19 protein-coding genes and 1 pseudogene are annotated in these 20,549 nt (G+C 69.9%); 14 read left to right on the forward strand and 6 right to left on the reverse strand.

Annotated features, from left to right (window positions below):
* The first annotated feature begins 81 nt into the window (after positions 1-81).
* Complete coding sequence (locus tag OG972_RS35620) at positions 82-441, forward strand: hypothetical protein (protein WP_266988629.1); 360 nt, start codon at positions 82-84, stop codon at positions 439-441.
* 11 nt (positions 442-452) lie between these two features.
* Here OG972_RS35620 and OG972_RS35625 read toward each other — a convergent pair whose 3' ends face one another.
* Entirely contained in the window at positions 453-1,673 is a 1,221-nt protein-coding gene (locus OG972_RS35625; RefSeq protein WP_266988631.1) for a saccharopine dehydrogenase family protein, read from the reverse strand.
* 137 nt (positions 1,674-1,810) lie between these two features.
* Here OG972_RS35625 and OG972_RS35630 point away from each other — a divergent pair, with 137 nt between their 5' ends.
* Positions 1,811-2,524 carry a TetR/AcrR family transcriptional regulator gene (locus tag OG972_RS35630; protein ID WP_266988633.1) on the forward strand — a complete coding sequence of 238 codons (714 nt, stop codon included), beginning with the start codon at positions 1,811-1,813 and terminating at the stop codon, positions 2,522-2,524.
* Positions 2,525-2,873: 349 nt separating this feature from the next.
* Here OG972_RS35630 and OG972_RS35635 read toward each other — a convergent pair whose 3' ends face one another.
* Positions 2,874-3,296: an Hsp20/alpha crystallin family protein gene (locus OG972_RS35635; RefSeq protein ID WP_266988635.1), complete on the reverse strand. Its 423-nt coding sequence runs from the start codon at positions 3,294-3,296 to the stop codon at positions 2,874-2,876.
* A 280-nt stretch (positions 3,297-3,576) separates the two neighbouring features.
* Here OG972_RS35635 and OG972_RS35640 point away from each other — a divergent pair, with 280 nt between their 5' ends.
* Entirely contained in the window at positions 3,577-4,425 is an 849-nt protein-coding gene (locus OG972_RS35640) for a universal stress protein (RefSeq protein WP_266988637.1), read from the forward strand.
* Between the two features lie 1,088 nt (positions 4,426-5,513).
* Positions 5,514-6,560 (forward strand): M4 family metallopeptidase, encoded by a 1,047-nt coding sequence (locus OG972_RS35645; RefSeq protein WP_266988639.1) that lies wholly within the window; start codon positions 5,514-5,516, stop codon positions 6,558-6,560.
* 154 nt (positions 6,561-6,714) lie between these two features.
* Here OG972_RS35645 and OG972_RS35650 read toward each other — a convergent pair whose 3' ends face one another.
* Positions 6,715-8,241 carry a hypothetical protein gene (locus OG972_RS35650; protein WP_266988641.1) on the reverse strand — a complete coding sequence of 509 codons (1,527 nt, stop codon included), beginning with the start codon at positions 8,239-8,241 and terminating at the stop codon, positions 6,715-6,717.
* Positions 8,242-8,848: 607 nt separating this feature from the next.
* Between OG972_RS35650 and OG972_RS35655 the strand changes: the two genes are divergently transcribed.
* The gene (locus OG972_RS35655) at positions 8,849-9,343 is read left to right on the forward strand and encodes a lamin tail domain-containing protein (RefSeq protein WP_266988643.1); all 495 of its coding nucleotides are present in this window, start codon (positions 8,849-8,851) and stop codon (positions 9,341-9,343) included.
* Between the two features lie 659 nt (positions 9,344-10,002).
* On the opposite strand, the gene OG972_RS35660 is transcribed toward OG972_RS35655, so the two are convergent.
* Positions 10,003-10,836, reverse strand: a complete 834-nt coding sequence (locus OG972_RS35660) for a pentapeptide repeat-containing protein (RefSeq protein WP_266988645.1) — start codon at positions 10,834-10,836, stop codon at positions 10,003-10,005.
* Between the two features lie 474 nt (positions 10,837-11,310).
* On the opposite strand from OG972_RS35660, the gene OG972_RS35670 reads away from it, so the two are divergent.
* The 6 genes and pseudogenes from OG972_RS35670 to OG972_RS35695 all read left to right on the forward strand — a co-directional run.
* Entirely contained in the window at positions 11,311-12,567 is a 1,257-nt protein-coding gene (locus tag OG972_RS35670; RefSeq protein WP_266988647.1) for a sensor histidine kinase, read from the forward strand.
* Positions 12,539-13,234 carry a response regulator transcription factor gene (locus OG972_RS35675; protein ID WP_266988648.1) on the forward strand — a complete coding sequence of 232 codons (696 nt, stop codon included), beginning with the start codon at positions 12,539-12,541 and terminating at the stop codon, positions 13,232-13,234. Before OG972_RS35670 ends, OG972_RS35675 begins: the two co-directional genes overlap by 29 nt.
* A 149-nt stretch (positions 13,235-13,383) precedes the next feature.
* Complete coding sequence (locus OG972_RS35680) at positions 13,384-14,322, forward strand: ABC transporter ATP-binding protein (protein WP_266988649.1); 939 nt, start codon at positions 13,384-13,386, stop codon at positions 14,320-14,322.
* Positions 14,319-15,137: an ABC transporter permease gene (locus OG972_RS35685; RefSeq protein ID WP_266988650.1), complete on the forward strand. Its 819-nt coding sequence runs from the start codon at positions 14,319-14,321 to the stop codon at positions 15,135-15,137. The genes OG972_RS35680 and OG972_RS35685 overlap by 4 nt, the downstream gene beginning before the upstream one ends.
* 455 nt (positions 15,138-15,592) lie before the next feature.
* Positions 15,593-16,063, forward strand: coding sequence for a zf-HC2 domain-containing protein (locus OG972_RS35690; RefSeq protein ID WP_266988652.1), 471 nt, complete (start codon positions 15,593-15,595; stop codon positions 16,061-16,063).
* Positions 16,064-16,095: 32 nt separating this feature from the next.
* A pseudogene (locus OG972_RS35695) lies at positions 16,096-16,218 on the forward strand (undecaprenyl-diphosphatase); the annotation flags it as partial.
* 3 nt (positions 16,219-16,221) lie between these two features.
* Here the strand turns inward: OG972_RS35695 and OG972_RS35700 are convergent.
* Complete coding sequence (locus OG972_RS35700; RefSeq protein WP_266988654.1) at positions 16,222-16,740, reverse strand: histidine phosphatase family protein; 519 nt, start codon at positions 16,738-16,740, stop codon at positions 16,222-16,224.
* A gap of 338 nt (positions 16,741-17,078) precedes the next feature.
* On the opposite strand from OG972_RS35700, the gene OG972_RS35705 reads away from it, so the two are divergent.
* Together OG972_RS35705 and OG972_RS35710 are read left to right on the forward strand one after the other, a co-directional pair.
* Complete coding sequence (locus tag OG972_RS35705; RefSeq protein WP_266988656.1) at positions 17,079-17,222, forward strand: hypothetical protein; 144 nt, start codon at positions 17,079-17,081, stop codon at positions 17,220-17,222.
* A 379-nt stretch (positions 17,223-17,601) separates the two neighbouring features.
* A complete protein-coding gene (locus OG972_RS35710; protein WP_266988657.1) occupies positions 17,602-18,708 on the forward strand; it encodes an AI-2E family transporter in 1,107 nt (368 codons plus the stop codon).
* Positions 18,709-18,815: 107 nt separating this feature from the next.
* Here OG972_RS35710 and OG972_RS35715 read toward each other — a convergent pair whose 3' ends face one another.
* Positions 18,816-19,754 (reverse strand): oxidoreductase, encoded by a 939-nt coding sequence (locus tag OG972_RS35715; protein ID WP_266988658.1) that lies wholly within the window; start codon positions 19,752-19,754, stop codon positions 18,816-18,818.
* Between the two features lie 80 nt (positions 19,755-19,834).
* Here OG972_RS35715 and OG972_RS35720 point away from each other — a divergent pair, with 80 nt between their 5' ends.
* Positions 19,835-20,479: a TetR family transcriptional regulator gene (locus tag OG972_RS35720; protein ID WP_266988659.1), complete on the forward strand. Its 645-nt coding sequence runs from the start codon at positions 19,835-19,837 to the stop codon at positions 20,477-20,479.
* Positions 20,480-20,549: the final 70 nt, after the last annotated feature.

Consider the following 20,549-nt stretch of genomic DNA (forward strand, 5'->3'; position numbering starts at 1 on the left):
GTCGCCCGGCCCGGCTCCGGGACTCCATGGCCCGGAGGTCCACCGGCCGGGAGGGTTCACCGTGCGTGCGACGATTCCGCGGTGAACCCTCCCGACCGTCTTTCCGACGCAGAGCGCGCCTTCATGATCAACGCGTTCGAGATCGACATCCTGCCCGGTGTACGAGGTGACCTGGACGAGCCACTGGTATCCGCACCTGCCGCGGAGCTGGCAGCCGTCCTGCTGCCCCTCGTCGACCGGGGCTGGATCGAGGTCTGCCGTGTCATTCCCTGGACCGCTCCCGACGGGAGGCACGGATTCCAGCCCGGCACGCCCATGGTGCGGGAGGAGCTGCCGAGGCTCCTGGCCGACGCCGACAACTGGGAGTACCCCGACAGCGGCGAGTGGATCGGCTGTCTGACGCTTGCCCTCACCGAGGAGGGACGTCGGATCCCCTGGTGAGCCGGGGACGGTCACTGCTCCCGCATGCCCCACGGAGAGCCGTACGCGTTGAGCAGGTCCAGGAAGGGGCGGGCGGGGAAGGCCTCAGGGCCGAGGACTCCCGAACCGGTCCACGCACCCGTGGCCAGGAGTTCGAGGGCGACGACCGGGTTGACGGCCGTCTGCCACACCACCGCCTGGGAGCCGTACTCGGCCATCGACCACTGGTTGTCGACCACGTGGTAGAGGTAGACCTCGCGCGGCGCGCCGTCCTTGGTGCCGCGCACCCAGGTGCCCGCGCAGGTCTTGCCGTGCATGCGCTCGCCCAGCGTCGCCGGGTCGGGCAGGCAGGCGGCCACGACGTCGCGGGGCGACACGCCCACCGGGCCCGTGGCGCTCGGCACGGTCACCGGGTCGGTGCGGTCCAGGCCCAGGAGGTGCAGCGTCCTGAGGGTCTGGATGAACTCCTCGCCCAGGCCGTATTTGAAGGTCACGCGCCGTGCGTCGATCCAGCGGGGGACGAGCAGCACCTCCTCGTGCTCCACGTTCACGCACTCGACCGGGCCGATGCCCTCGGGGAAGTCGAACACCTCCGGCTCGCTGAAGGGCGCGGTGGTGAACCAGCCGCGATCCGCCTCGTAGACGACCGGCGGATTGAGGCACTCCTCGATGGTGGTCCAGATGCTGAAGGAGGGTGCGAACTCGTAGCCGTCGACGGTGAGGTTCGCGCCGTCGCGGATGCCGATCTCCTCGATCTCGTCGAAGAGTTCGTCGGCCGCGTACCGCGCGAAGACATCGGACAGCCCCGGCTCCACACCCATGCCGACGAGGGCCAGCGCGCCCGCCTTCTCCCAGTCGGCGGCCTGCGCGAACTGCGTGTCGCCGAGCATGACCCCGCACTCCTCGTACGGCCGCTCGGGGTGCGGGCGCGACAGAGACATTGCCATGTCGAGGTAGGTTGCGCCGGCCGCGAGCGCCGCCCGGAAGAGGGGCATCACGAACCGCGGGTCGGTGGCATTGAGCAGGACGTCGCACCCGTGCCGCATCAGCAGCGCGGTCACCGCCGCCTGATCGGACGCGTCGACGTGCTCGGCACGGAAGCGGCCCTCGGTGTCCGAGAGGGCAGCGACCGCCGCCTCGGCCCGGCTCAGGTCGTAGTCGGCCACGACCATCTCGTCGAAGAACGAGCGCCGGGCCGCGATCCGGGTGATCGCGGTGCCCACACCGCCGGCTCCCACAAGCAGAACACGCATGACACGGACTTCCTCTCTGTGGAGACGGGGCGTGCCCGCGCGGACCGAAGGTGCGGCGCCCCTGCCGGGAGATCCAACGCCGCGTGCTCGGATAAGGTCAATGGTGTTGGCATAAGGCGCGCGGCGAGGAGGCGGCAGTGGCGAAAGCTGTGGTGCCCGAGGAGAAACGACGGCGGCGCCGTCCCACCAGGAGTGGCACCGTGCTGTCCGAGCAACTGATCGTCGAGACCGCCCTGCGGATGCTGCGTGAGCACGGCAGCGCGGGACTCAGCGCCCGCCGTCTCGGCCTGGCCCTGGACGCCGATCCCAGCACCCTCTACCGGTACTTCCGCGGCATGGACGATCTGACCCTCGCCATCGGCGACGCACTCATCGGGCAGGCCCTGCAAGGCTGGCGGCCCACGGGGGAGTGGCGGTCGGATCTGCGGGGCCTCGGGTTGCGCATCCACGCCGTGTATGTCGGGCATCCGCAGGCGGCACTGCTGACCGCGAACCGGGTCACCGGCCGGGCCCACGAGCTGGCGGCCGACGAGGCCATCCTCGACGTACTCCGCACGGCGGGGTTCCCGCTGCCGGACACGGTACGGATCTACCAGGCCTTCATCGACCAGACCCTGGCCTTCGCCGCGCTTGACGCCGCCTCGCTGGCCCTGCCACGCGAAAGTCTCAGCGCCGACGAGGACATGTGGCGCTCGACGTACGCCCGCCTGCCGCGCACCACACACCCCCGGATCGCCGAGGCGGCGCACCTCCTGGCGACCCGCATGGTCGACAGCGCCTATCCGACGGCCCTGGAGATGCTGCTGGACGGTGCCGCAGCGCAGTGGGAGGCCCTGCGCTCCCGGGGATAAAGGATTGTCCGGGGTCGTTGCGGGGAGCAGGGGCTTGCGGGCCTGGTACGGGAGGAGGCGGAGAAGTAGTCCAAGCATTCGGCCACTTCATCAGGTCCATGCCGACATGAGCCGTGGCGGAGAACTGGTGCTTGTCCCAGACGTCGTAGCTGCCGAGCCGGCGGACGGCGGCAGCGGACGACTTCTGGGTCAGTGCAGGCATATGCGGGCGGCGGTGCGCTCCTGGCGGACCTCATGGCGACGGCCACGACCGTGTGGGAGGTCGTGTTGCGACGGTGCCCACGGCCGGGCCCGACGTGGGTCGCCCGGACGGCAGCGCATGTCCGTCCGGGCGACCACGCGGTGCGGGTCACGTGGGGTGCTTGATTTCGATGTGCTTCGCCTCCGCCTTCTCCTCGCCGAGGCCGACGCTGACGGTCAGCATGCCGTCGATGTACTCGGCATGGACGTCGTTCTCGTCCGCGCTCTTGGGCAGGGTGACACTGCGGGTGAGGGAGCCGTAACGGATCTCGCTGCGATTCTTGTCCACCTCGCGCTCGGTGCGCTCTGCCCTGATGGTGAGGTTGCCGTCCTCGACCGTGACGTCCAGATCCTTGACCTCGATGCCCGGGAGTTCCGCTCGAATGACGTACCGGCCGTCCTCGGTGAACTCCTCGATCCTCATGGTGTGCAGATCGGCCATGGCCGGCATGGTGAATCGAGTGGGGAAGGCCTCGAACCAGTCCGGCAGATCCGGGAACGGGAACTTCTGCTTGCGTGCGAGTACAGCCATGCCCAGACCTCCTCGGTCCTGCGGTTACGACGTGTCCAGTCCACCGCGCCACGCTCCCGGACGCAGGGGCCGAACAGTCCGCAACGGGGGTCCGAAGGTCCCTGGAGCTCACCCTTTCCCTGGGGAACAGCTCTCTGAACGGGGGCCGCTCGGTCCTCCGCCTCGCCGTCCATGTGCGTACCGTGCAGGTATGAGCTGCGGCCGCAGCCCACGGCTGCTGCCCCGCGCACGCAGACAGGTGGAGGAAGCCATGACAGCTGCCAGTGAACCACTCCCGATCATGCTCGGCATCGACGCCGTGGAGCCGGCCGATGCGGCCCTGGCCTGGGCCGCCGACGAAGCCGCCCGCCGTGGGGTGCGCCTTCATCTGGTCCACGCCGTGTTGCCCGTGACCCATCACATACGCGGCGTCGAGGAGACGGCACACCACAAGGCCCTGCGCCAGCTGGGCGACGAGGCACTCGACAAGGCGGCGGCTCGTTCCCATGAGCGGCAGCCGGGTGTTGAGGTGACGACCTTCATCACGGACGGCAATCCGGCCCAGGTCCTGGTTCGGAGGTCCGCTCACGCGCGGCTGGTGGTCCTCGGCTCGCGCCGACTGGGCCGGCTGGGGGAGGTGCTCAGTGCTGCCTCGACGACCATTCCGGTCAGTGCGCACGCTGCCTGCCCGGTGGTCGTGGTGCCGGAAGCCGGGCGCACTCAGGAGGAGCCGCCGTACCTGGTGGTCGGGGTGGACGCCAGCCGGTCGGCCGATGCCGCGCTGGATCACGCCTTGGAGGCCGCTGCCTCGCAAGGCGCCTCCGTGCGTGCGGTGTGGGTGTGGCAGCGGCGGCTGCCAGGGCTTTTCGACGAGGACTCTGCGCTCGAGGCGTGCCACAGGCAGCTGCATGAAGCAACCGCGGCGCGGTCCAGTGCCTACCAAGATGTTCCCCTGAGTCACGCGGTGCTGCGGGGGCATCCTGTCGAGGCGTTGGCGGAGGCTTCGGAGCATGCGCTCGCTGTGGTCGTCGGCCGCCGTGGTCGGGAGGGTTTCACCGGTATGCGGCTGGGCTCCGTCCCGCACGGGCTGCTGCACAGGGCAGCCTGCCCCGTGATCACTGTGCCCCCGCCGGCCGACGAAGGGATCTGAGACCGGGAGACCGGGCCGAACCGCATACCGTTCCGGCCGATTGCGCGAGCCTTTCGCCCAGCGACTGCGCACCGGGTCTCCGTGCTCCGGCTGTTCCGGAGCCGACTCCACTGCGGCCGGCTCCCGCGTCAGCCGGGGGATCCGGCGGCGACGCAGGGCACGTACCCGTGGACCACCTGCAGGGGGTGCGCCACTCGTCCCAGCAATCTCGGGCTCCGTCGAACATCCCTGATGTCCTGGTGGCGGTGTTCCTGTCCCGGCTTGCCGAGGGTATAACGCCGATCTCGCGGCGCTGAGCGAGGCGGCCCTCTGCGCTGCACAGGCTCCGGAAACCGTGGTCTGCCTCAGCATCGCGCCGGGCTTCGGCGCCGGAATCGTCCTGGGGACCACGGTGAAGGTCACCGTACGCGACGGCGTGGTGGACCCCGGTGGCCAGATGGTGGAAGCCGATGTCCCGCGGCTCCTTGCGCATCAAGGGCATCGGCGACATGACAGAAGTGATCGATCACGTGAGCCGTGTGTGAGGCAGCGCGGTCCGGAAGCGGTGCTCGCCCGGCCAGGCATGGGTGAAGGGTCTGGTTGTGTGGCGTGCCAAGCCCCGGCTGGCCGGCTGCCGAGGCCGGGGCCGAGGCCGCGATCGTCGCGCACGTCGACGCGGACCGTGTCGGTCGCGGCGGACGGCAGAAGCAGCGGTCTTCGCGATCCGGCGGAACGTGCCGGGCAGTTGGGGGTCGAGCGTGACGCGCGGGGCCGTCGCCCGTACACGGTGATGGTCGCCGGCGATCCGTAGAGCCACCGACACACCGCCGGAAAAGCCCTGCCCTTCAGTGATGCGGATCCTCATGCTCGTGGAACTGAGCCGCGATGACCGCCGCTTGTACGTGGCGTTCCCAACGGCGACCTGACGCCCACCGTCCCGGCACACGAACGGAGCGCCACCGCACGGTGGGGGCCCTCGCCGCTGTGAGTCGCAAACGCGTTCAAGGCCTGGCCAAAGAAGGGCCGGTGCGCAAGGATCACGCTCGCACCACGCCATCCCCCGCAATTCGACACACGACCGCACCACATCTCAGCACGGGAGGATGTACATGACTCGCCGCACACCCCGCGGCCTGATCGCCGCGGCCACCGCCACCGTGGCTCTGCTCGCTCCGGCCGGAGCGGCCTCGGCCTCGGGCGCCGTCCCTGCCCCGGCCGAACCACAGGCCCGGGTATTCATGGTCAACCCCGTCCAGTCCTCGGGCGACCAGTCGCTCTCCGACGCCAAGGACTCGGCCGACGCCGTCCCCGCCTCGAGCTATGCCTCCGCCGCGTTGCGCAATCTCGACGGCAGTGGCGGACTCTCCGGACGGTGGGCGTACATCAGGTCGGACACCGGTGCCTCCGCAAAGACCGCCGACGTCGGCACGTACACCCGGCACGACGACCAGTTCGAGCAGGTCATGGCCTATTTCTGGGTCAACGAGGCACAGGAGTACCTGCAGGGCCTCGGCTTCGGCAGCGAACTGCCCGGCGCCAACAACCGTGCGCAGCCCGTCCGTATCAACCAGTGGGGGGCGGACAACTCCTTCTTCACCGACAAGAAGGCCGAGATCCGCTTCGGTAAGGGCGGCGTGGACGATGCCGAGGACGCCGAGGTGATCGTTCACGAGTACGGGCACGCGGTGCACAACGCCCAGGTGCCCGGCTTCGGCACCTCCCCGGAGGCCGGGGCGATCGGCGAGGCCTTCGGCGACTACCTGGCAGTCGAGGTCGGCGCCCATGCGGACGCCCGGTACGGCTGGCCCCTGAAGGCCGACCTGGCGTGCGTCGCCGACTGGGACTCGGTCGCCTACAGCGCTGCCCCGCACTGCCTGCGCCGGATCGACGGGAACAAGGTGTACGGGGACCGGGTGGGCGAGGTGCACGCGGACGGTGAGATCTGGTCCCGCGCGCTCCTGGACATCCGGGGGGCGCTCGGCGCCAGGGTCGCCGACCGCATCATCGTCAACGCTCAGTTCGGCTTCGCACCCGACACCAGCTTCGAGGACGCCGCGTTGACGACGATTGCGACAGCGCAACGCATGTACGGCAAGAGCGCGGCGGACGCGGTCCGTGCCGCGTTCAAGGCCCGCGAGATCCCTGGCATCCAGTAGGCAGAGTCACGGCGGTTTCCCCCTTCCCAGGGTGGCCCTCAGCGTGGCCTCGCGTCGGCCTTGAGTCCGTTGCGAGGCCTCGCGTCGGCCGGATCGATCACCGAGCGCCGCTACGGAAGATGAGGCAAGTGCAGGCCGGCACCCGGGGATTGCATCATGGGGGCAGCCTTTCTGACGGGGCGCCGTCCCTTGGTTCGGTGGGCGCCACGTAGACGGAGAGGCCTGTGCTCCCGCGCAGCGGTGGCAGGGACTCGGGCCGCCAGGCCCGGGCGTAGGTGGGTGGCCTGTGCCCGGGAGCCACAATCACCGCGACAGGTGTGCGACGCGCTGCCGCGCGCAGACCGTCGGCTGTGATACTCCCGTCGTGGCCGCCGACCTGTCGCGACGCGCAGCGGGCGTAGTAGCCGATCGGTACCGCGTCGAAACCGGTGACCGTGCACGGCGGGCGTACTCCCAGAAGGCGCAGCTGGTCGGCGATCGCCGTGTACTCCTGCCGCGCCGCGCGGCTGCGGGCGACGGCATGGCCGAGTACCCAGTACTGGACGGCGAAGTGACCGGCCAGGGCGAGCGTGAGCAACACGCCGACCGACGGCCGCCATCCGGGGCGGGTGGAGGTGAACAGAGCGCGCAGGCACTCGGCGACAGGCAGCGCCAGCAGAGCGTAGGTGGGAAGCAGGAAACGGGGGGCAGCGTAGTCGATCATGAACAGGTAGGGCGTCGCCATGGACGCCGCGACGAGGGTCACGAGGACGGCGGCAGGGCGGCGCGCGCGGGCGGCGACGATGCCGCCCGCCGTGAGCAGTGGGAGTGCGAACCACCACGCCGCGGTGACCGGGTCCTTCCAGGGCACCTCGCACGGACGGCACAGAGTCCGCCCGTCGAGGGCTCGAATCTGATCGTCGACGGCGAGGTGCCGGCCCAGGCCGCCCTGAATCTCGCCGGCGCGGTGCAACCGGGCGACAACGCCGCCGTAGTGCAGATGGGCTTCGACGATCCACGGTGCGCAGCCGAGGAGAAGGGCGGCCACGAGCACGGTCGCCACGGCCGGGCGTCGCCGGCCCGGGACCGCCAGGGCTGCCACGGCCAGAGGCAGGACCAGGTAGCAGGCGTCCGGGGGCCGCATGAGGGCGACCAGGGCCACACCGGCGCCGAGGCCGGCGAGCGCCTTGCCGTCGGCCGTTTCCCTGACGGCTCGTAGAAAGCACCCCACGGCGGCCAACGACCCCAAGGCGCACCACAGGTTGGGCATCGCCTGCGGGCCGTAGTACAGGGTGATCCACAGCCCGGCGAACATCGCACCCGCCCCGGCGAGAACCGCGGGCGGCAGGAGAGGACGCCAGACCCACAGGGCGAGGAAGAGCCCGCATCCGGAGCACAGCGCCAGATACACGTGCAGCGCAGCCATCGAGGACGTCAGCGCGGCCACGGGCGCGACCAGATACGAAATCCCCCGAGCCCGGGGCGCACTGAAGAACGCGGCCGGGACGTCCCGGCTGACCTGGCTGACGTAGACGGTCTCGTCCCAGCCGAGCCCCGAGCCGGGCACCACCAGCACCAACTGCACGAAAACAAAAGCAGCGGCGACGGCCGCGAGCCAGGGAAACGGGCGGCCGTACGCGTGGTCGACACCAGCGAGCCGCATCTGCGCCACTCGCGGGCCGACGGCCAGTCGGTCGGGCATGGATCAGTCCTCCACGGCACCGGGCAGCGGGCCGGGCTCTCGGCGCAACTCTGCGAGTGCCGGGCGCAACTGACCAACTTCGATCGGCCATGTGGAGCACACGTCCTGCGGAACATCACCCTCGCCGTGCCCGCCCACGCCTTCCTCGCCGTCCGGGCCACCGGCACCGACAAGGAGGCCGTGGACACGCTTCCGCCGGCCTCAACCCGCGCACCGTGGCGGAAATCGGCGTCTTCTCGCAGCTCTCCGGCCCTCGCCCGGACCGCCTCGCGACGCCTTCACCCACGCACTGACCCGGTCCGCCTGGAGACGACACCACCAAGCCACCGCACGCCGCAGCCACGACCGAAGACGCGGGTCAGGAGACGAAACACTCCTGCAGATTGTCGTCGCGCCCTGGTGCGAGGTGGAGGTCCGCATGTCCACCGAATACCCGGCGTCGACCTGTGTGCGGCGCCGTCAATTCATCAGCTACGCCTCGCACTTGAGTCGTTCCGGTTGTGTGCCACACGACTGCCTTCACATATACATCACCTTTTCTTCAACTTTCCATCACGAATTGTGTATGCTCCAGGCGCTTCATCCGCACCACTGGGGGGAATTCCTCATGCGCATACGCCATGTCATAGCCACCGTCGCCGCTGCCGGAACCATCGCGGTTGTTGCCGTCGCCCCGGCACAGGCAGCCGAATACTCGTCGGCGCTGAAGATCAAGGGTGTCCAGTACGACGCGCCGGGCTCGGACTCCAACAGGTGTTCCACCGGGAACACCAAGGACGAGTACCTGACGATCAAGAACTACTCGTCGACGGCGACCGTCAATCTCAGGGGCTACGTCGTCAAGGACGCCGCCGGCAACCGCTTCACCTTCTCGGCGAGCCACTACCTCCAGCCCGGCGACTACGTGAAGCTGCGGGGAGGCCACGGCACCGACTCCGACGCCAAGAACGTCGTCTACCGCCAGAACTGCAACTTCATCTGGAACAACGACAAGGACACCATCTACCTGTACAAGCCGTCGGGCAGCCGGGCCGACGTCCACGCCTACACCAAGACCGGCTCCGACCCCGACCGCAACGGCTACATCAACTACCACGGCTGACGCACCATCACTGCGTACCGAGGAGAACGGCGGCAGAGGACGAGTGCTCTGCCGCCGGTTCGCCCGCGGGACCTCCCGCTGTCATCCGGCGCTCCTGTCAGTGGCCGGCGGCGCTCTCCTTGCGACAGGGGTCCGGAGCGGCACCAGTGATCCTGCGCAACAGGCCTGCGCCGATCGAATCGTTGCTGCCGTGTTCCGGGCAGTCGCCTGTGCCTCGCCGGCTGTGCGGAGGACGCCGGCCCGGCGCGGGGCGGCACCGAGGCCCATCGTGCCCGCCCGGGACGGGCCGCCCTGGGCCGGCCGTGCGCCGAGCCGGCCCGGAGGCATCGTCGGGAGCATGACGCACGGCGACGGCCATCACGCGGCGGCGGTGGGCCCGCAGTGCCGAGATCGCCTCGATCGGCGTGGATGCGGAGCCGAACGAACCCGTCCCCGAGAGGGGCCAGGAGCTTGTGACGCTCCCCGAGGAGCGACCCACCCTGGCCCGGCTCGACGCTCACGCACACTGGTTAGGAACGGTACCTTCACCGGAAGCCTGAAGATTCGGGCCCCGGTCGTAGGCGGAGTGTGCCTGGACTGTTTCACCGGAACGTGGCAGACCCTGGCCTGGGACGGCGCAAGCATCGTGGCGACCGCGGTCGTGGTGACCCCGCCGCGGGCTACCAGTGCGCGGGACGGGTGAGGGCGGCAGGCAGCTTGGTGGCCGAGTCGCCCTTGGCCGCGTTGAGCTGGGCCTGGGTGAGAAAGATGCTCCCGGTGAGGTCGGCTCCGCTCAGGTCGGCGCCGCGCAAGTCCGCCCCGATCAGGTCGGCCATGCGCAGGTCGGCCTTCTTGAGGTCGGCCCCGATGAGGCAGGCCCCGCGGAGACTGGCCCCCCGCAGCCGGGCGCCGCTCAGCCTGGCCCCGATCAGCTGGGCACCCCGGTGGTTCTTCTTGCGGCCGGGCACCTCGGCCCGCACCAGGTCACTGGTCCGCAGCAGCAGGGCGTTCACATCGTCGCGCTGCGCCGCCACGTCGAGGTCCATGAGCGATGCAGCGTCCCCCCGGGTGAGGCCGTCGACGCGCTTCAGCGCACGGCGCAGATCCGGGTGGACGGGGCGGGCCGGCGCGAGATCGAGGGCCTCGGTGACGTACCACAGCAGTTCGTGGAGCTGCCGCATGACCGGCAGGACCTCGAACATCGGGCGGGCGCTCTCAGGCGCCTGCCGCCAGTCCGTTCCACCGAAGGTGACCTGTGAGACCTTCTGGCCCGCACCGAAGCAGTCGAACACGGTGCAGCCCTGGAAGCCCTTCTCCCGAAGACGTGTGTGGATGCCGCAACGGAAGTCCACCTGAAGGTTCGCGCACGGCTGCCCGGCGTCCTTGTCCACCGCGAAGTCTGCGGAACGGGCGAAGGGCAGCGCGACGCAGCACAGCCCGAAGCAGTTCGCGCAGTCGGCCTGCAGGTCGTTGCGGCCGCTGCCGCCGGACGGGGCCGCGTGCTTCTGGGGCAACTGCGTGCTCTCCTGTGACGGGACGAGCACGGCGGTCCGCCACGCTCCGAGGTGAGCGTCCATTGTCTCAGACGGCGCGCGCCTGCCGTCCGCGGGAGTACGGCCCCGGGGGTGGCGGCGGGTTCAGCCCGCATGGATCGGTGGGCGGCGCTCCTTCCAGGGGACGGTCTGCTCCAGCTGGGCGGCCACCTGGAGCAGCAGGTCTCCCGGCCGTGCGCGGCGACGAGCTGCACCCGGATCGGCAGGCCCTCCCGGCTCTGCCCCAGCGGCAGGCTGATCGCGGGATTGCCGGAGACGTTGAAAGTGGCGGTGAACGGACCGGACTCGAAGATGGCCCGCAGCCAGGAGCGGACGGTGTGGCGGGAACTGTGGCCTTCAAGCCCTTGCGCAACCCGGTCAACAGCCCCGTGCCCGGGGACTGCCCTGCCGAACCGACACGATGCCTGGCCCGGTCTCCGCACTTACGGTGGAGGGATGGCAGTGATCAACGGTTGGAGGCGGGAAGCGCGAGCCCGGCCCGGCGTGGTGGACGCGCTGATGTCGGCCGTGCTGTTCGTGCTGTCGGCTGCGGCTTCTGCTGTTGTGCCGGACGAGCACCGGATTGAGTTCCGGTGGCAGGGCGTGGTGCTGGCGGCGGTCGGCTGCTCGGCGTTGATGTGGCGACGTCGTCACCCGTTCGGCGTACTGGCGGTCGCGGTCGCCTGCGGGGTGTTTTTTCAGGTGCTCGGATTCCGGGAGAGCCCGCTGGTGGCAAGCCCGGTCGATGTGTCCGTGTACACCATGGCGGTGCAGACCGACCGGCGCACCACCTGGACCACCACGGCGGTCACGGCCGCCGTCCTGGTGGGGGCGGCCGTGGCGTTCGCCCCGGGCTCGTGGCTGGAGCCGGAGAAGGCGGTGATGCTGGCGTGGACGGCTCTGTCGGCCGCCATCGGGGACGCGGTGCGGTCACGCCGTGCCTATGTGGCAGCCGTGGAGGAACGGGCGGAGAACGCGGAGCGGACCCGTGAGCAGGAGGCACAGCAGCGAGTGGCGGCCGAGCGGGTCCGGATCGCGCGCGAGCTGCACGACGTCGTCGCGCACCACATCGCCTTGATCAACGCTCAGGCAGGCGTCGCCGTCCATCTTGCGGAGCGGCAGCCGGAGCAGACACTCGCCGCGCTGGAGAACATCCGGGACACCAGCGGGTCGGCGCTGGATGAACTGCGCGCGACCGTAGGCCTGCTACGGCAGTCGGGTGATCCGGCGGCGCCGCGCGATCCGATGCCGGGTCTGACGCAGCTACCGGCCCTGCTGGCGTCGTTCGAAGGCGCCGGCCTGGCGGTCAGGCACAGTCAGCGCGGAATCAGTGAACCTCTGGCGCCGGCGGTCGACCTGGCCGCGTACCGCATCGTGCAGGAGGCCCTGACCAATGTGCACAAGCATGCCGGCGCGGACCACGCCCGATTGTTCCTGCATTACCGCCCCGAATGGCTGACGATCACCGTCGAGGACGACGGAAGCGTCGGACCGCACCACCAGCCGACCCAGGGGACGGGGCACGGGCTGATCGGGATGCGCGAGCGGGCTGCCATCGTCGGGGGCACGCTGTATGCGGGAGCCCGCCCGCAGGGCGGCTTCGCTGTGACTGCCGATCTGCCCCTGCGAGCCGCAACGGCCACGGGCGGTCCGGCAACGAACGGACCGCCGAGGAGAGATGGGTATGACGATCCGCGTACTGCTCGCCGATGACCAGGCCCTGCTGAGGGGCACCTTCAGGATGCTGTTCGATGCTGCGGACGACATGGAGACCGTGGGCGAGGCATCCAACGGCCGCGAGGCAGTGGAGCTGGCCCATGCGCAGCACCCGGATGTGCTCCTGATGGACATCCGCATGCCCGAGATGGACGGCCTCGCCGCGACGCGGCTGATCGGCGAGTCGGAGGACCTCGCAGGGGTGAAGGTCCTCATCCTGACCACCTTTGAGGACGACGAGTACGTCGCCGAGGCGCTGCGCGCGGGTGCGAGCGGCTTTCTCGGCAAGGGTGCGCGGCCCGAGGAGCTTCTCGAGGCCGTGCGCACAGTCGCCGCCGGGGAAGCGCTGCTGGGCCCGTCTGCCGCCCGAGCGCTGATCACGCGATTTCTGACGCAGCCGGAAGCGTGCCCGGCAGCCATGCACCAGCGGCTGGAGTGCCTTACACCACGGGAACGCGATGTCCTGGGGCTTGTCGCGCTGGGCCTGTCGAACGAAGAGATCGCCGATCGCCTGTTCATCAGCCCGCTGACCGCCAAAACCCACGTCAACCGGGCCATGACCAAGCTGGCGGCTCGTGACCGGGCCCAGCTCGTCGTCATCGCCTACCAGAGCGGCCTGGTCAGCCCGGCGATGGAGCCGAGTCGCTCAGCAACATCCGCCTGATGGTCGGCGCAGGTACGTGTCGCGTTCCGTCCCCGCGGTAGGCCGGCGGACCCCGTACCACGGACGTGGTAGCCGGGAATCGCTGCACGGGGACGATGTGCGAGGGGCCGGTCACGGGCGAGAGTGAGGTGGTGAACGGAGGTTTCGCAATGATCGAAGCCCACTGCCTTACCAAGAGGTACGGCAGCAAGACAGCCGTCGAGGATTTGTCCTTCACGGTCCGCCCCGGCATCGTGACGGGGTTCCTCGGTCCCAACGGGGCCGGTAAATCCACCACCATGCGGCTGATCCTCGGCCTGGACGCCCCAACCGCAGGGCACGTCACCGTCAACGGCCGCCCTTACGCAATGCACGAAGCGCCCCTGCGCGAGGTCGGGGCGATGCTGGAGGCCCGCGCCATCCACACCGGCCGCACCGCCTACCACCACCTGCTGGCCCTGGCCGCCACGACGGGCATCCCCCGCCAGCGCGTGAACGAGGTCATCGACCTCGTAGGCCTGCGCGAGGTCGCCAGTAAAAGGGCCGGCGGTTTCTCCCTGGGTATGGGCCAGCGCCTCGGCATCGCCAGCGCGCTTCTCGGCGACCCTGCCACGGTCATCCTCGACGAGCCGGTCAACGGCCTCGACCCGGAGGGCATCCGGTGGATCCGGAATCTTCTCAAGAGCCTGGCGGGGGAGGGGCGAACGGTGTTCGTCTCGTCGCATCTGATGAGCGAGATGGCGCTCACCGCCGAACATCTCGTCGTCATCGGCCGCGGCCGGCTCATCGCCGACACCTCGGTCGAGGAATTCACCCGCAGCGCGGCCCGCACCGTGGTGCGCGTGCGCTGCCCGGACATCGACCGCTTGAAAGGTCTGCTCGCGGGTCCGGACGTCACCCTCACTGCCTGCGCGCCCTACACCTTGGAAGTAGTCGGCCTGACGACTGACCAGATCGGCTACACCGCCGCCGACCACGGCCTCACCCTGCTCGAACTCTCTCCCCAGCGGATCTCCCTGGAAGAGGCGTTCATGGAACTGACCCGGGACGCGGTCGAGTACCGCTCCACCGCCGCCGGGGAACCGGTCGCAGCAAGGAGCGCGTCATGACCACGATCCTCACGCGCCCGCTCGGCGCGACAGTGCGCCCCGGCAAGGTGACCCTGCTCCGGGTCCTCAGGTCCGAATGGATCAAGCTGCGCACCGTGCGCTCCACGTCGATCACCTTGCTGACCGCCGTGGCCGCGATGGTCGGGTTGGGCATGCTGGTCACGCACCTGCGGGCAGGCGACCTCAACGCCCGGGAAGTGGCGCACTTCAACGGAGCCGAGGTCAGCCTGAGCATGTACCGGCCCGCGCAGTTGGCCGTCGGTGTCCTCGGCGTCCTGATGTTCACGGGCGAGTACTCCACCGGAATGATCCATGCGACACTCACGGCCGTCCCCAGGCGGCTGCCCATGCTCGTGGCCAAGGCCGCCGTATTCACCGGCGTCGTCCTCGTCCTGATGACTGCGGCCTCTTTCGCCGCCTACTTCGGTGGCCAGGCTGTCCTGTCCTCCACTCACGCTCACCTGTCCACGCATCTGTCCGACCCCGGCGTGACTCGTGTGGTTTTCGGTACCGCGCTCTACCTCACCGTCGTCGGACTGTTCGGCGTCGCCCTGGGTGCCATCATCCGCAGCTCTGCGGGAGCCATCGCCACGCTGGTGGGCATCCTGCTCGTCCTGCCCGGACTGGGCGCCCTGCTTCCGGCCGACTGGGCTCAGCACATCGACCCCTACCTGCCCAGCAACGCCGGACAAGCCGTGCTCTCCGTCGTCCCCGATCCCGCGATGGCCCCCTGGACAGGTCTCTCACTCTTCGCCGGATACGCAGCCGCCCTCCTCGGTCTCGCCGCCTGGCTCCTCAAGCGACGCGACGCCTGACCGGCGCAGGACGAAGCCGCACCGCTGTCACCGCTCTTTCGGGCCGCGGCCCTGGCCTCGGGCACACCCGGACGCGCCGCCCGCCACGGAGCCCCAAGGAAGCGGTGGTGCGGAGGGCAAGGAGGCCAGAAGACGCCACTGCATGCGTAACCCTCCGAGCCACGACCGGATCGACATGCCGCGGACAGAGCCCGCCCACCGTATCCCCGATCCACGGCTGAACCTCCTGGATCTTCCCGTTGCTGTTCGCAGCTCTCGTCCTCCTCGCCCGGCGCCGGGCCGGCCCGCAGAGCGGCGGCCCCGCCGATCGAAGGCGAACCACACCCGTCAGGACAGCACCGCCGAACAGACCACATCCACCATGGACGTCACCGAGCAGGACCAGGATGACGCCACCGCCTGAACCCCATGGCCGCGCCGACCGCGCGACCCCCCGCCCCGAGAGGACACCCGCCATGTTCACCACACCCCAGGAATGCAGCACGATCCGTGAGCTGCTGGCCGGATACGCACTCAATGCCCTCGCCGCCGAGGAAACCGCCCAGGTCCGCGACCACCTGACAACCTGCCCCACCTGCCGGGACGAACACGACTGCCTCGCAGCGGTAAGCGCGCACCTGCCCCTGCTCCGCGACGCGCTCGCCCGCGACACCGGCCGACGGCAGCACATATACGTGCCCGCCCCGGCGGAGGGCTGCCACACGCCCCGTCACCAGCCCCGTCGGCGTCGGCCGGCCCGGGGGGGAACGGCCAGGCAGCTCACGCTCACCCAGTTGGTGAGCAGGACGCGTGCGTCAGGCGAACCCGGCGAGCGCGCAGGAAGGAAGGCCCAGGGCCCCCGGGCAACGGCGGACGGCGCGGAGGGGCGGGCCGCGCCTCAGCCTCTCCGCCGGGTGGCCACACCCCGGCCGGCCGCGTCAGGCTGAGGTGGGCCGACCGGGCCTCGTGGTCGCAAAACGCCCCCATCGCCTGGCCGTTGAGGTTTGTTGCCCAGCACTCCTCCCATGCCTTCGTCATCAACCGGATCGTCTTCGGAGTGCTGGTGTTCGGCCTGCTGGGGGCGGGGGTGGTCAACGCCTGACGGTCAGCCGCGGGGAACTGTGAAGGCGGTGAGCGCCGCGGTGCCGGGTCCGAGCCGGGACCACGGGCCCGGGAACAGGAGCACGGCGATGCCCGAGGTCGGGAACTTACCTTGGACCCGTGCGAGTGCCTGGTCGTCGCCTTCTCCGGCCAGGGACAGGACAAGGTCCTGCACGCCAGGCTGATGGCCGATCAGCAGAACGGTCCGCCGCCGCTCCGGGACCGCACGCACCACATCGAGCAGGGCGGAGGCGGTTGCCTCATGGACCCGCTGCTCGAAGACCACCTTCGGTGACACACCGAGTTCCGCCGCGACAAGCTCCCACGTCTCACGGGTACGCCTGGAGGTAGAGCAGATGACCAGGTCGGGCACACACCGAGCATCGCGCAGCCACCGCCCGGCCGCCGGGGCGTCCCGGCGGCCCCGCCCGGCGAGTGGACGCTCATGGTCGGGTACACCCTCCGGCCAGGCCGACTTGGCGTGCCGCAGCACGATCAACCGGGTGTGCGCGGACCTGGGCACGGTCTCATCTCGCTTCCGCCGGCTGCACGCGACCGACTCCGCGACCGGCGTCCGCCGTTACTTGCCCGGATGCCGACAGCACGCGGGGAGCGCTCCGCGGTACGAGCGTGCAGCTCCCGAGGGCGAGGAACAGCCGCTTGCCCTGACCGGCTCGCAGAATCGTGAGGCCCACGGGCGCTCCCTCGAACTCGATGGGTCGGTTCCCCCGAGGCAGGCCGGAAACCGGCCGGCCCTGACGCGACCAGTCTTGGTCGGCATCCGGCACCAAGCCAGTCCATTGCTCCACCCGGCGGACCGCGCTTCGTCAACTGCCTGCCCCTGCTCGCCTCGACGGAACCGTGGTCAACATCGGCCGACTCGGTCAGGCCGCTTCCACCATCGACCTGGATGCCGGCACGCTCGCCTTCGAGGAGGGTACCCGGGCTGCCCGGCGCCCGCGGTCCCACCAGGCGCACGGCGAGATCGTTCTCACCGTGCCCTGAGCGCCTCGGCGCGCGGATCCGTCCCGGCCTACGACCCGCCCCGGGCCTGCACAGGAGAACCGGTCGAGTTGCGCGCGCCGATGCCCGCTGCACTGCGGCGATGAAGATCTCTGCCGGGAACCAGCGACTGCGCCTGTTGGGTGACTTCGCGAGTGTGCAGCCGCGGGAGCCGGGAGGATTCGGCGCCGTCTGGTACCAGCAAGGAATGCCCAGGCGATCGCATCTCCAGTCCGACAACCCGGACCCCGGCTCCCGGCCTGGAAGGCGGAGGTACCCGATCCGTGCGGCGTCGCGCCAGGCGATGCGTGGCATCAGGGGCCCCGCGCCCCGGGGCCTGGGCTCGCAGCGAGCACCGGCCGGCCCGACGCAGGAACTGCATGTGCCCCTCGCGCTGCGGACGGCCGCTGCCTACGCCTGGCGGACGCTCGTCGTGGGAGCTGTCGTCTACGCCGTCTTTTCCGTGCTGGGACGGTTCCACGAGGTTGCGGTAGCAGTCTTCCTCGGCCTGGTCGTCACAGCGTTGTTGCGCCCGGCGGCTGACCTCCTGGCTCGTGTGATGCCTCGGCCACTCGCCGTGGCAGTGACGCTCCTCGGCAGTATCGTCCTGGTCCTCGGCGTGCTGTCCCTGGTCGGCGAGGCGGTTGCCGGAGAACGTGCCGGGCTGGAGCGGCAGTTCAGAGAGGGCCTCGCCAGGATCGAGCGCTGGCTGGAGGAGCCACCCTTCCGGTTGAACCCCGGGGCGCTGAGCGACTTGCAGGTCCGGATCGGACAGTACCTGTCCAGCCATCGGTCCACCCTGGTCAGTACGGCGCTCAGTGGCGTGGGCCGACTGGTGGAGGTGATGACCGTGTTCGCTCTCGCGCTGTTCTGCTCGGTCTTCTTCATCCACTCGGGCGACCGGCAGTGGGACTGGTTGTGCGAACAGCTTCCGGCGACGGCGCGGGAGCGAACGGAGATCGCGGGCCGGGCGGCGTGGCGGACGTTCACCGGGTACACCCACGGCATCGTCGTGGTGGCCACCACCAACTCCGTACTCGTGGGGCTTGCCCTCTTCGTACTCGGAGTGCCGCTGGCGTTTCCGCTGGCGCTGCTGGAGTTCTTCGCTGCCTTCGTCCCACTGATCGGCTCACCCATCGCCCTCGGAGTGGCTGCCGTCGTGGCTCTGGCGTCAAAGGGGCCGATCGTAGCGGTCGTTGTCATCGCGCTGATCGTCGTCATCGGCCAGATCGAGGGGCACCTGCTGCACCCGATCGTGATGAGCTGGGCAGTCCGCCTGCATCCAGTCGTGGTCGCACTCTCGGTGATCGGTGGCGCGATCGCGGCGGGGGTGCTGGGAGCGGTGGTGATTGTTCCGCTGGTATCCGTCGTCTGGTCGGTCCATCAGGCTCTCCAGCGGGCACGGAGATCCACGCAGGCGAAGGCCACCCCTACGCGGTCGGCGACCGGCATGCGCAGAGGACGAGGGCCGAACCGTCCCGGCGTGTAGCGACCCGGGACCGGATTTTCGACATCCTCTCCAGCGAAAACCTCCACCGCTGAGCTGTGCCCCGGCCCGCCGCTCCTCGTGCGGGCCGGGGTGAGTGCCCCGACTGATCAATCAGGAGTCGGAAACACGAACTGCACATCGGTGAGGTGTTCCGACAGCTCCCACAGGCGGCGGCCTGTCTCGGCGTCGGCCGCCGCGGGGGACAACTGCACCCTCGTCGGTCCGCCGCGCAGCTCGGCCAGGCCGTCCGGCCCGATGAATTGACCGCTCTCCGCATTCGGGTCGGTCGCCGCATACAGCTGTGGCAAAGCGCCGTTGGCCGCGGTCTGGGCGAACAGCGGGTTGCCCATGCGCCCCAGGACCACCCGCCACAGGCCGACCGGCGCACTCGTCTGCAGGTTGGTGGCGGCATAGCCGGGATGGGCGAGCAAGCTGCGCACCGGGCTGCCGACTGAGGTCAGCCGCCGGTGGAGTTCCCGTCCGAAGACGGAATTGGCGAACTTCGACTGGTTGTAGAAGGCCATGGGCGAGTAGCTGCGCTCACCGGCGAGGTCATCGAAGTGGATGCGTCCCTGTCGGTGGTTGATCGAACTCACCGTGACCACGCGGGGGTCGCGCCCGACGGTCAGCAGATCGAGCAGCAACCCGGTGAGCGCGAAGTGGCCGAGGTGGTTGCAGGCGAACTGCAACTCGTGGCCCTGCGCGCTCAGCGATCGCGGCGGCGCCATCACACCGGCGTTGTTGACGAGCACATCCAGCCGCGCATGGTCGGTATGCAACTGATCGGCGAAGGCGCGGACCGAGTCGAGATCGGCGAGGTCGAGGTGGCGCACTTCGAGGCAGGCGCCCGGCTGCTCGGCGGTGATCTCCGCGACCGCTCGGTGACCTTTTCCCTCGTCGCGCACCGCAAGGATCACGTGCCCGCCCCGGCGGGCGAGCGCCCGGGTGGTCGCCAGACCGAGGCCGCTGTTGGCCCCGGTGACGACGAACACCCGCTTGGTCTGGTCCGGGATCTGATCGACAGTCCAGCGCTGCTCCTGTGTCATATGGCATACGCTGCCGTGCATGGCACTTGGTGTCAAGGTGATACTTGGTGTCATGTACGGCATGGCGCTACGATTGCTGGGTGAGTGCCCACCCCGAAATCAGCCTGGCTCAGCGCAAACGTCAGCTCGTGGCCGACGAGCTGACCGAAGCGGCGCTGCAGTTGCTGGCGTTGAAGGGGTTCGACGCGGTCACCATCGACGAGATCGTGGCTACGGCCGGAGTGTCCAAGCGCACCTTCTTCCGGTACTTCGCGTCCAAGGAGGACGTGGTCGTCCAATTTCTGGCCGACATGGGCATCGGCATGCACGCAGAGTTGGCGGCCCGCCCCATCGAGGAGCGGCCCTCCGTGGCGCTGCAGCACGCCGTCTGGGTCTCCATGGCTGCCTGCGGCGACCCCTCCGACCGGGCGCTGCGAGTGGTGCAGCTGATTCTGCGTACCCCCGCCCTGCACGCACGCTTTCTGGAGCGCCAGGCGCAGTGGCGCGACGACCTGACGGCGGAGTTGGCGCGTCGCCTGGAGCTCGACCCCGACACCGATCTGTACCCGCAGCTGGCCGCCGGGATGGCGCTGACCGCCTTCGGCGCCGTGCTGCAACGGTGGAGCGGCAGCGAGGGTGCCGAGGACCCCGCCGAGCTGACCGACCGGGCCTTCAAGGTGATCGCCCCGGCGTTGGACGCCGTCGAACGGCGGGCCTCCCCCGGGCACATGCCCCACGGGGCCTGAGCCGGCTGCTCCGGCGGTCCCCGTGGGTCTGCCGATGCACCGGCTGCGCAACACCGCACCTCACCCGCAG

The sequence above is a fragment of the Streptomyces sp. NBC_01669 genome, from assembly GCF_026339735.1.
GTDB classification, from domain to species: domain Bacteria; phylum Actinomycetota; class Actinomycetes; order Streptomycetales; family Streptomycetaceae; genus Streptomyces; species Streptomyces yanii.

Excerpts from the sequence above, each read along its gene's own strand:
- OG972_RS35625 (WP_266988631.1), bottom strand. The coding sequence starts at position 1,673 with ATGCGTGTTCTGCTTGTGGGAGCCGGCGGTGTGGGCACCGCGATCACC.
- OG972_RS35635 (WP_266988635.1), bottom strand. The coding sequence starts at position 3,296 with ATGGCTGTACTCGCACGCAAGCAGAAGTTCCCGTTCCCGGATCTGCCG.
- OG972_RS35640 (WP_266988637.1), top strand. The coding sequence starts at position 3,577 with ATGCTCGGCATCGACGCCGTGGAGCCGGCCGATGCGGCCCTGGCCTGG.
- OG972_RS35645 (WP_266988639.1), top strand. The coding sequence starts at position 5,514 with ATGACTCGCCGCACACCCCGCGGCCTGATCGCCGCGGCCACCGCCACC.
- OG972_RS35650 (WP_266988641.1), bottom strand. The coding sequence starts at position 8,241 with ATGCCCGACCGACTGGCCGTCGGCCCGCGAGTGGCGCAGATGCGGCTC.
- OG972_RS35655 (WP_266988643.1), top strand. The coding sequence starts at position 8,849 with ATGCGCATACGCCATGTCATAGCCACCGTCGCCGCTGCCGGAACCATC.
- OG972_RS35670 (WP_266988647.1), top strand. The coding sequence starts at position 11,311 with ATGGCAGTGATCAACGGTTGGAGGCGGGAAGCGCGAGCCCGGCCCGGC.
- OG972_RS35675 (WP_266988648.1), top strand. The coding sequence starts at position 12,539 with ATGACGATCCGCGTACTGCTCGCCGATGACCAGGCCCTGCTGAGGGGC.
- OG972_RS35680 (WP_266988649.1), top strand. The coding sequence starts at position 13,384 with ATGATCGAAGCCCACTGCCTTACCAAGAGGTACGGCAGCAAGACAGCC.
- OG972_RS35685 (WP_266988650.1), top strand. The coding sequence starts at position 14,319 with ATGACCACGATCCTCACGCGCCCGCTCGGCGCGACAGTGCGCCCCGGC.
- OG972_RS35690 (WP_266988652.1), top strand. The coding sequence starts at position 15,593 with ATGTTCACCACACCCCAGGAATGCAGCACGATCCGTGAGCTGCTGGCC.
- OG972_RS35715 (WP_266988658.1), bottom strand. The coding sequence starts at position 19,754 with ATGACACAGGAGCAGCGCTGGACTGTCGATCAGATCCCGGACCAGACC.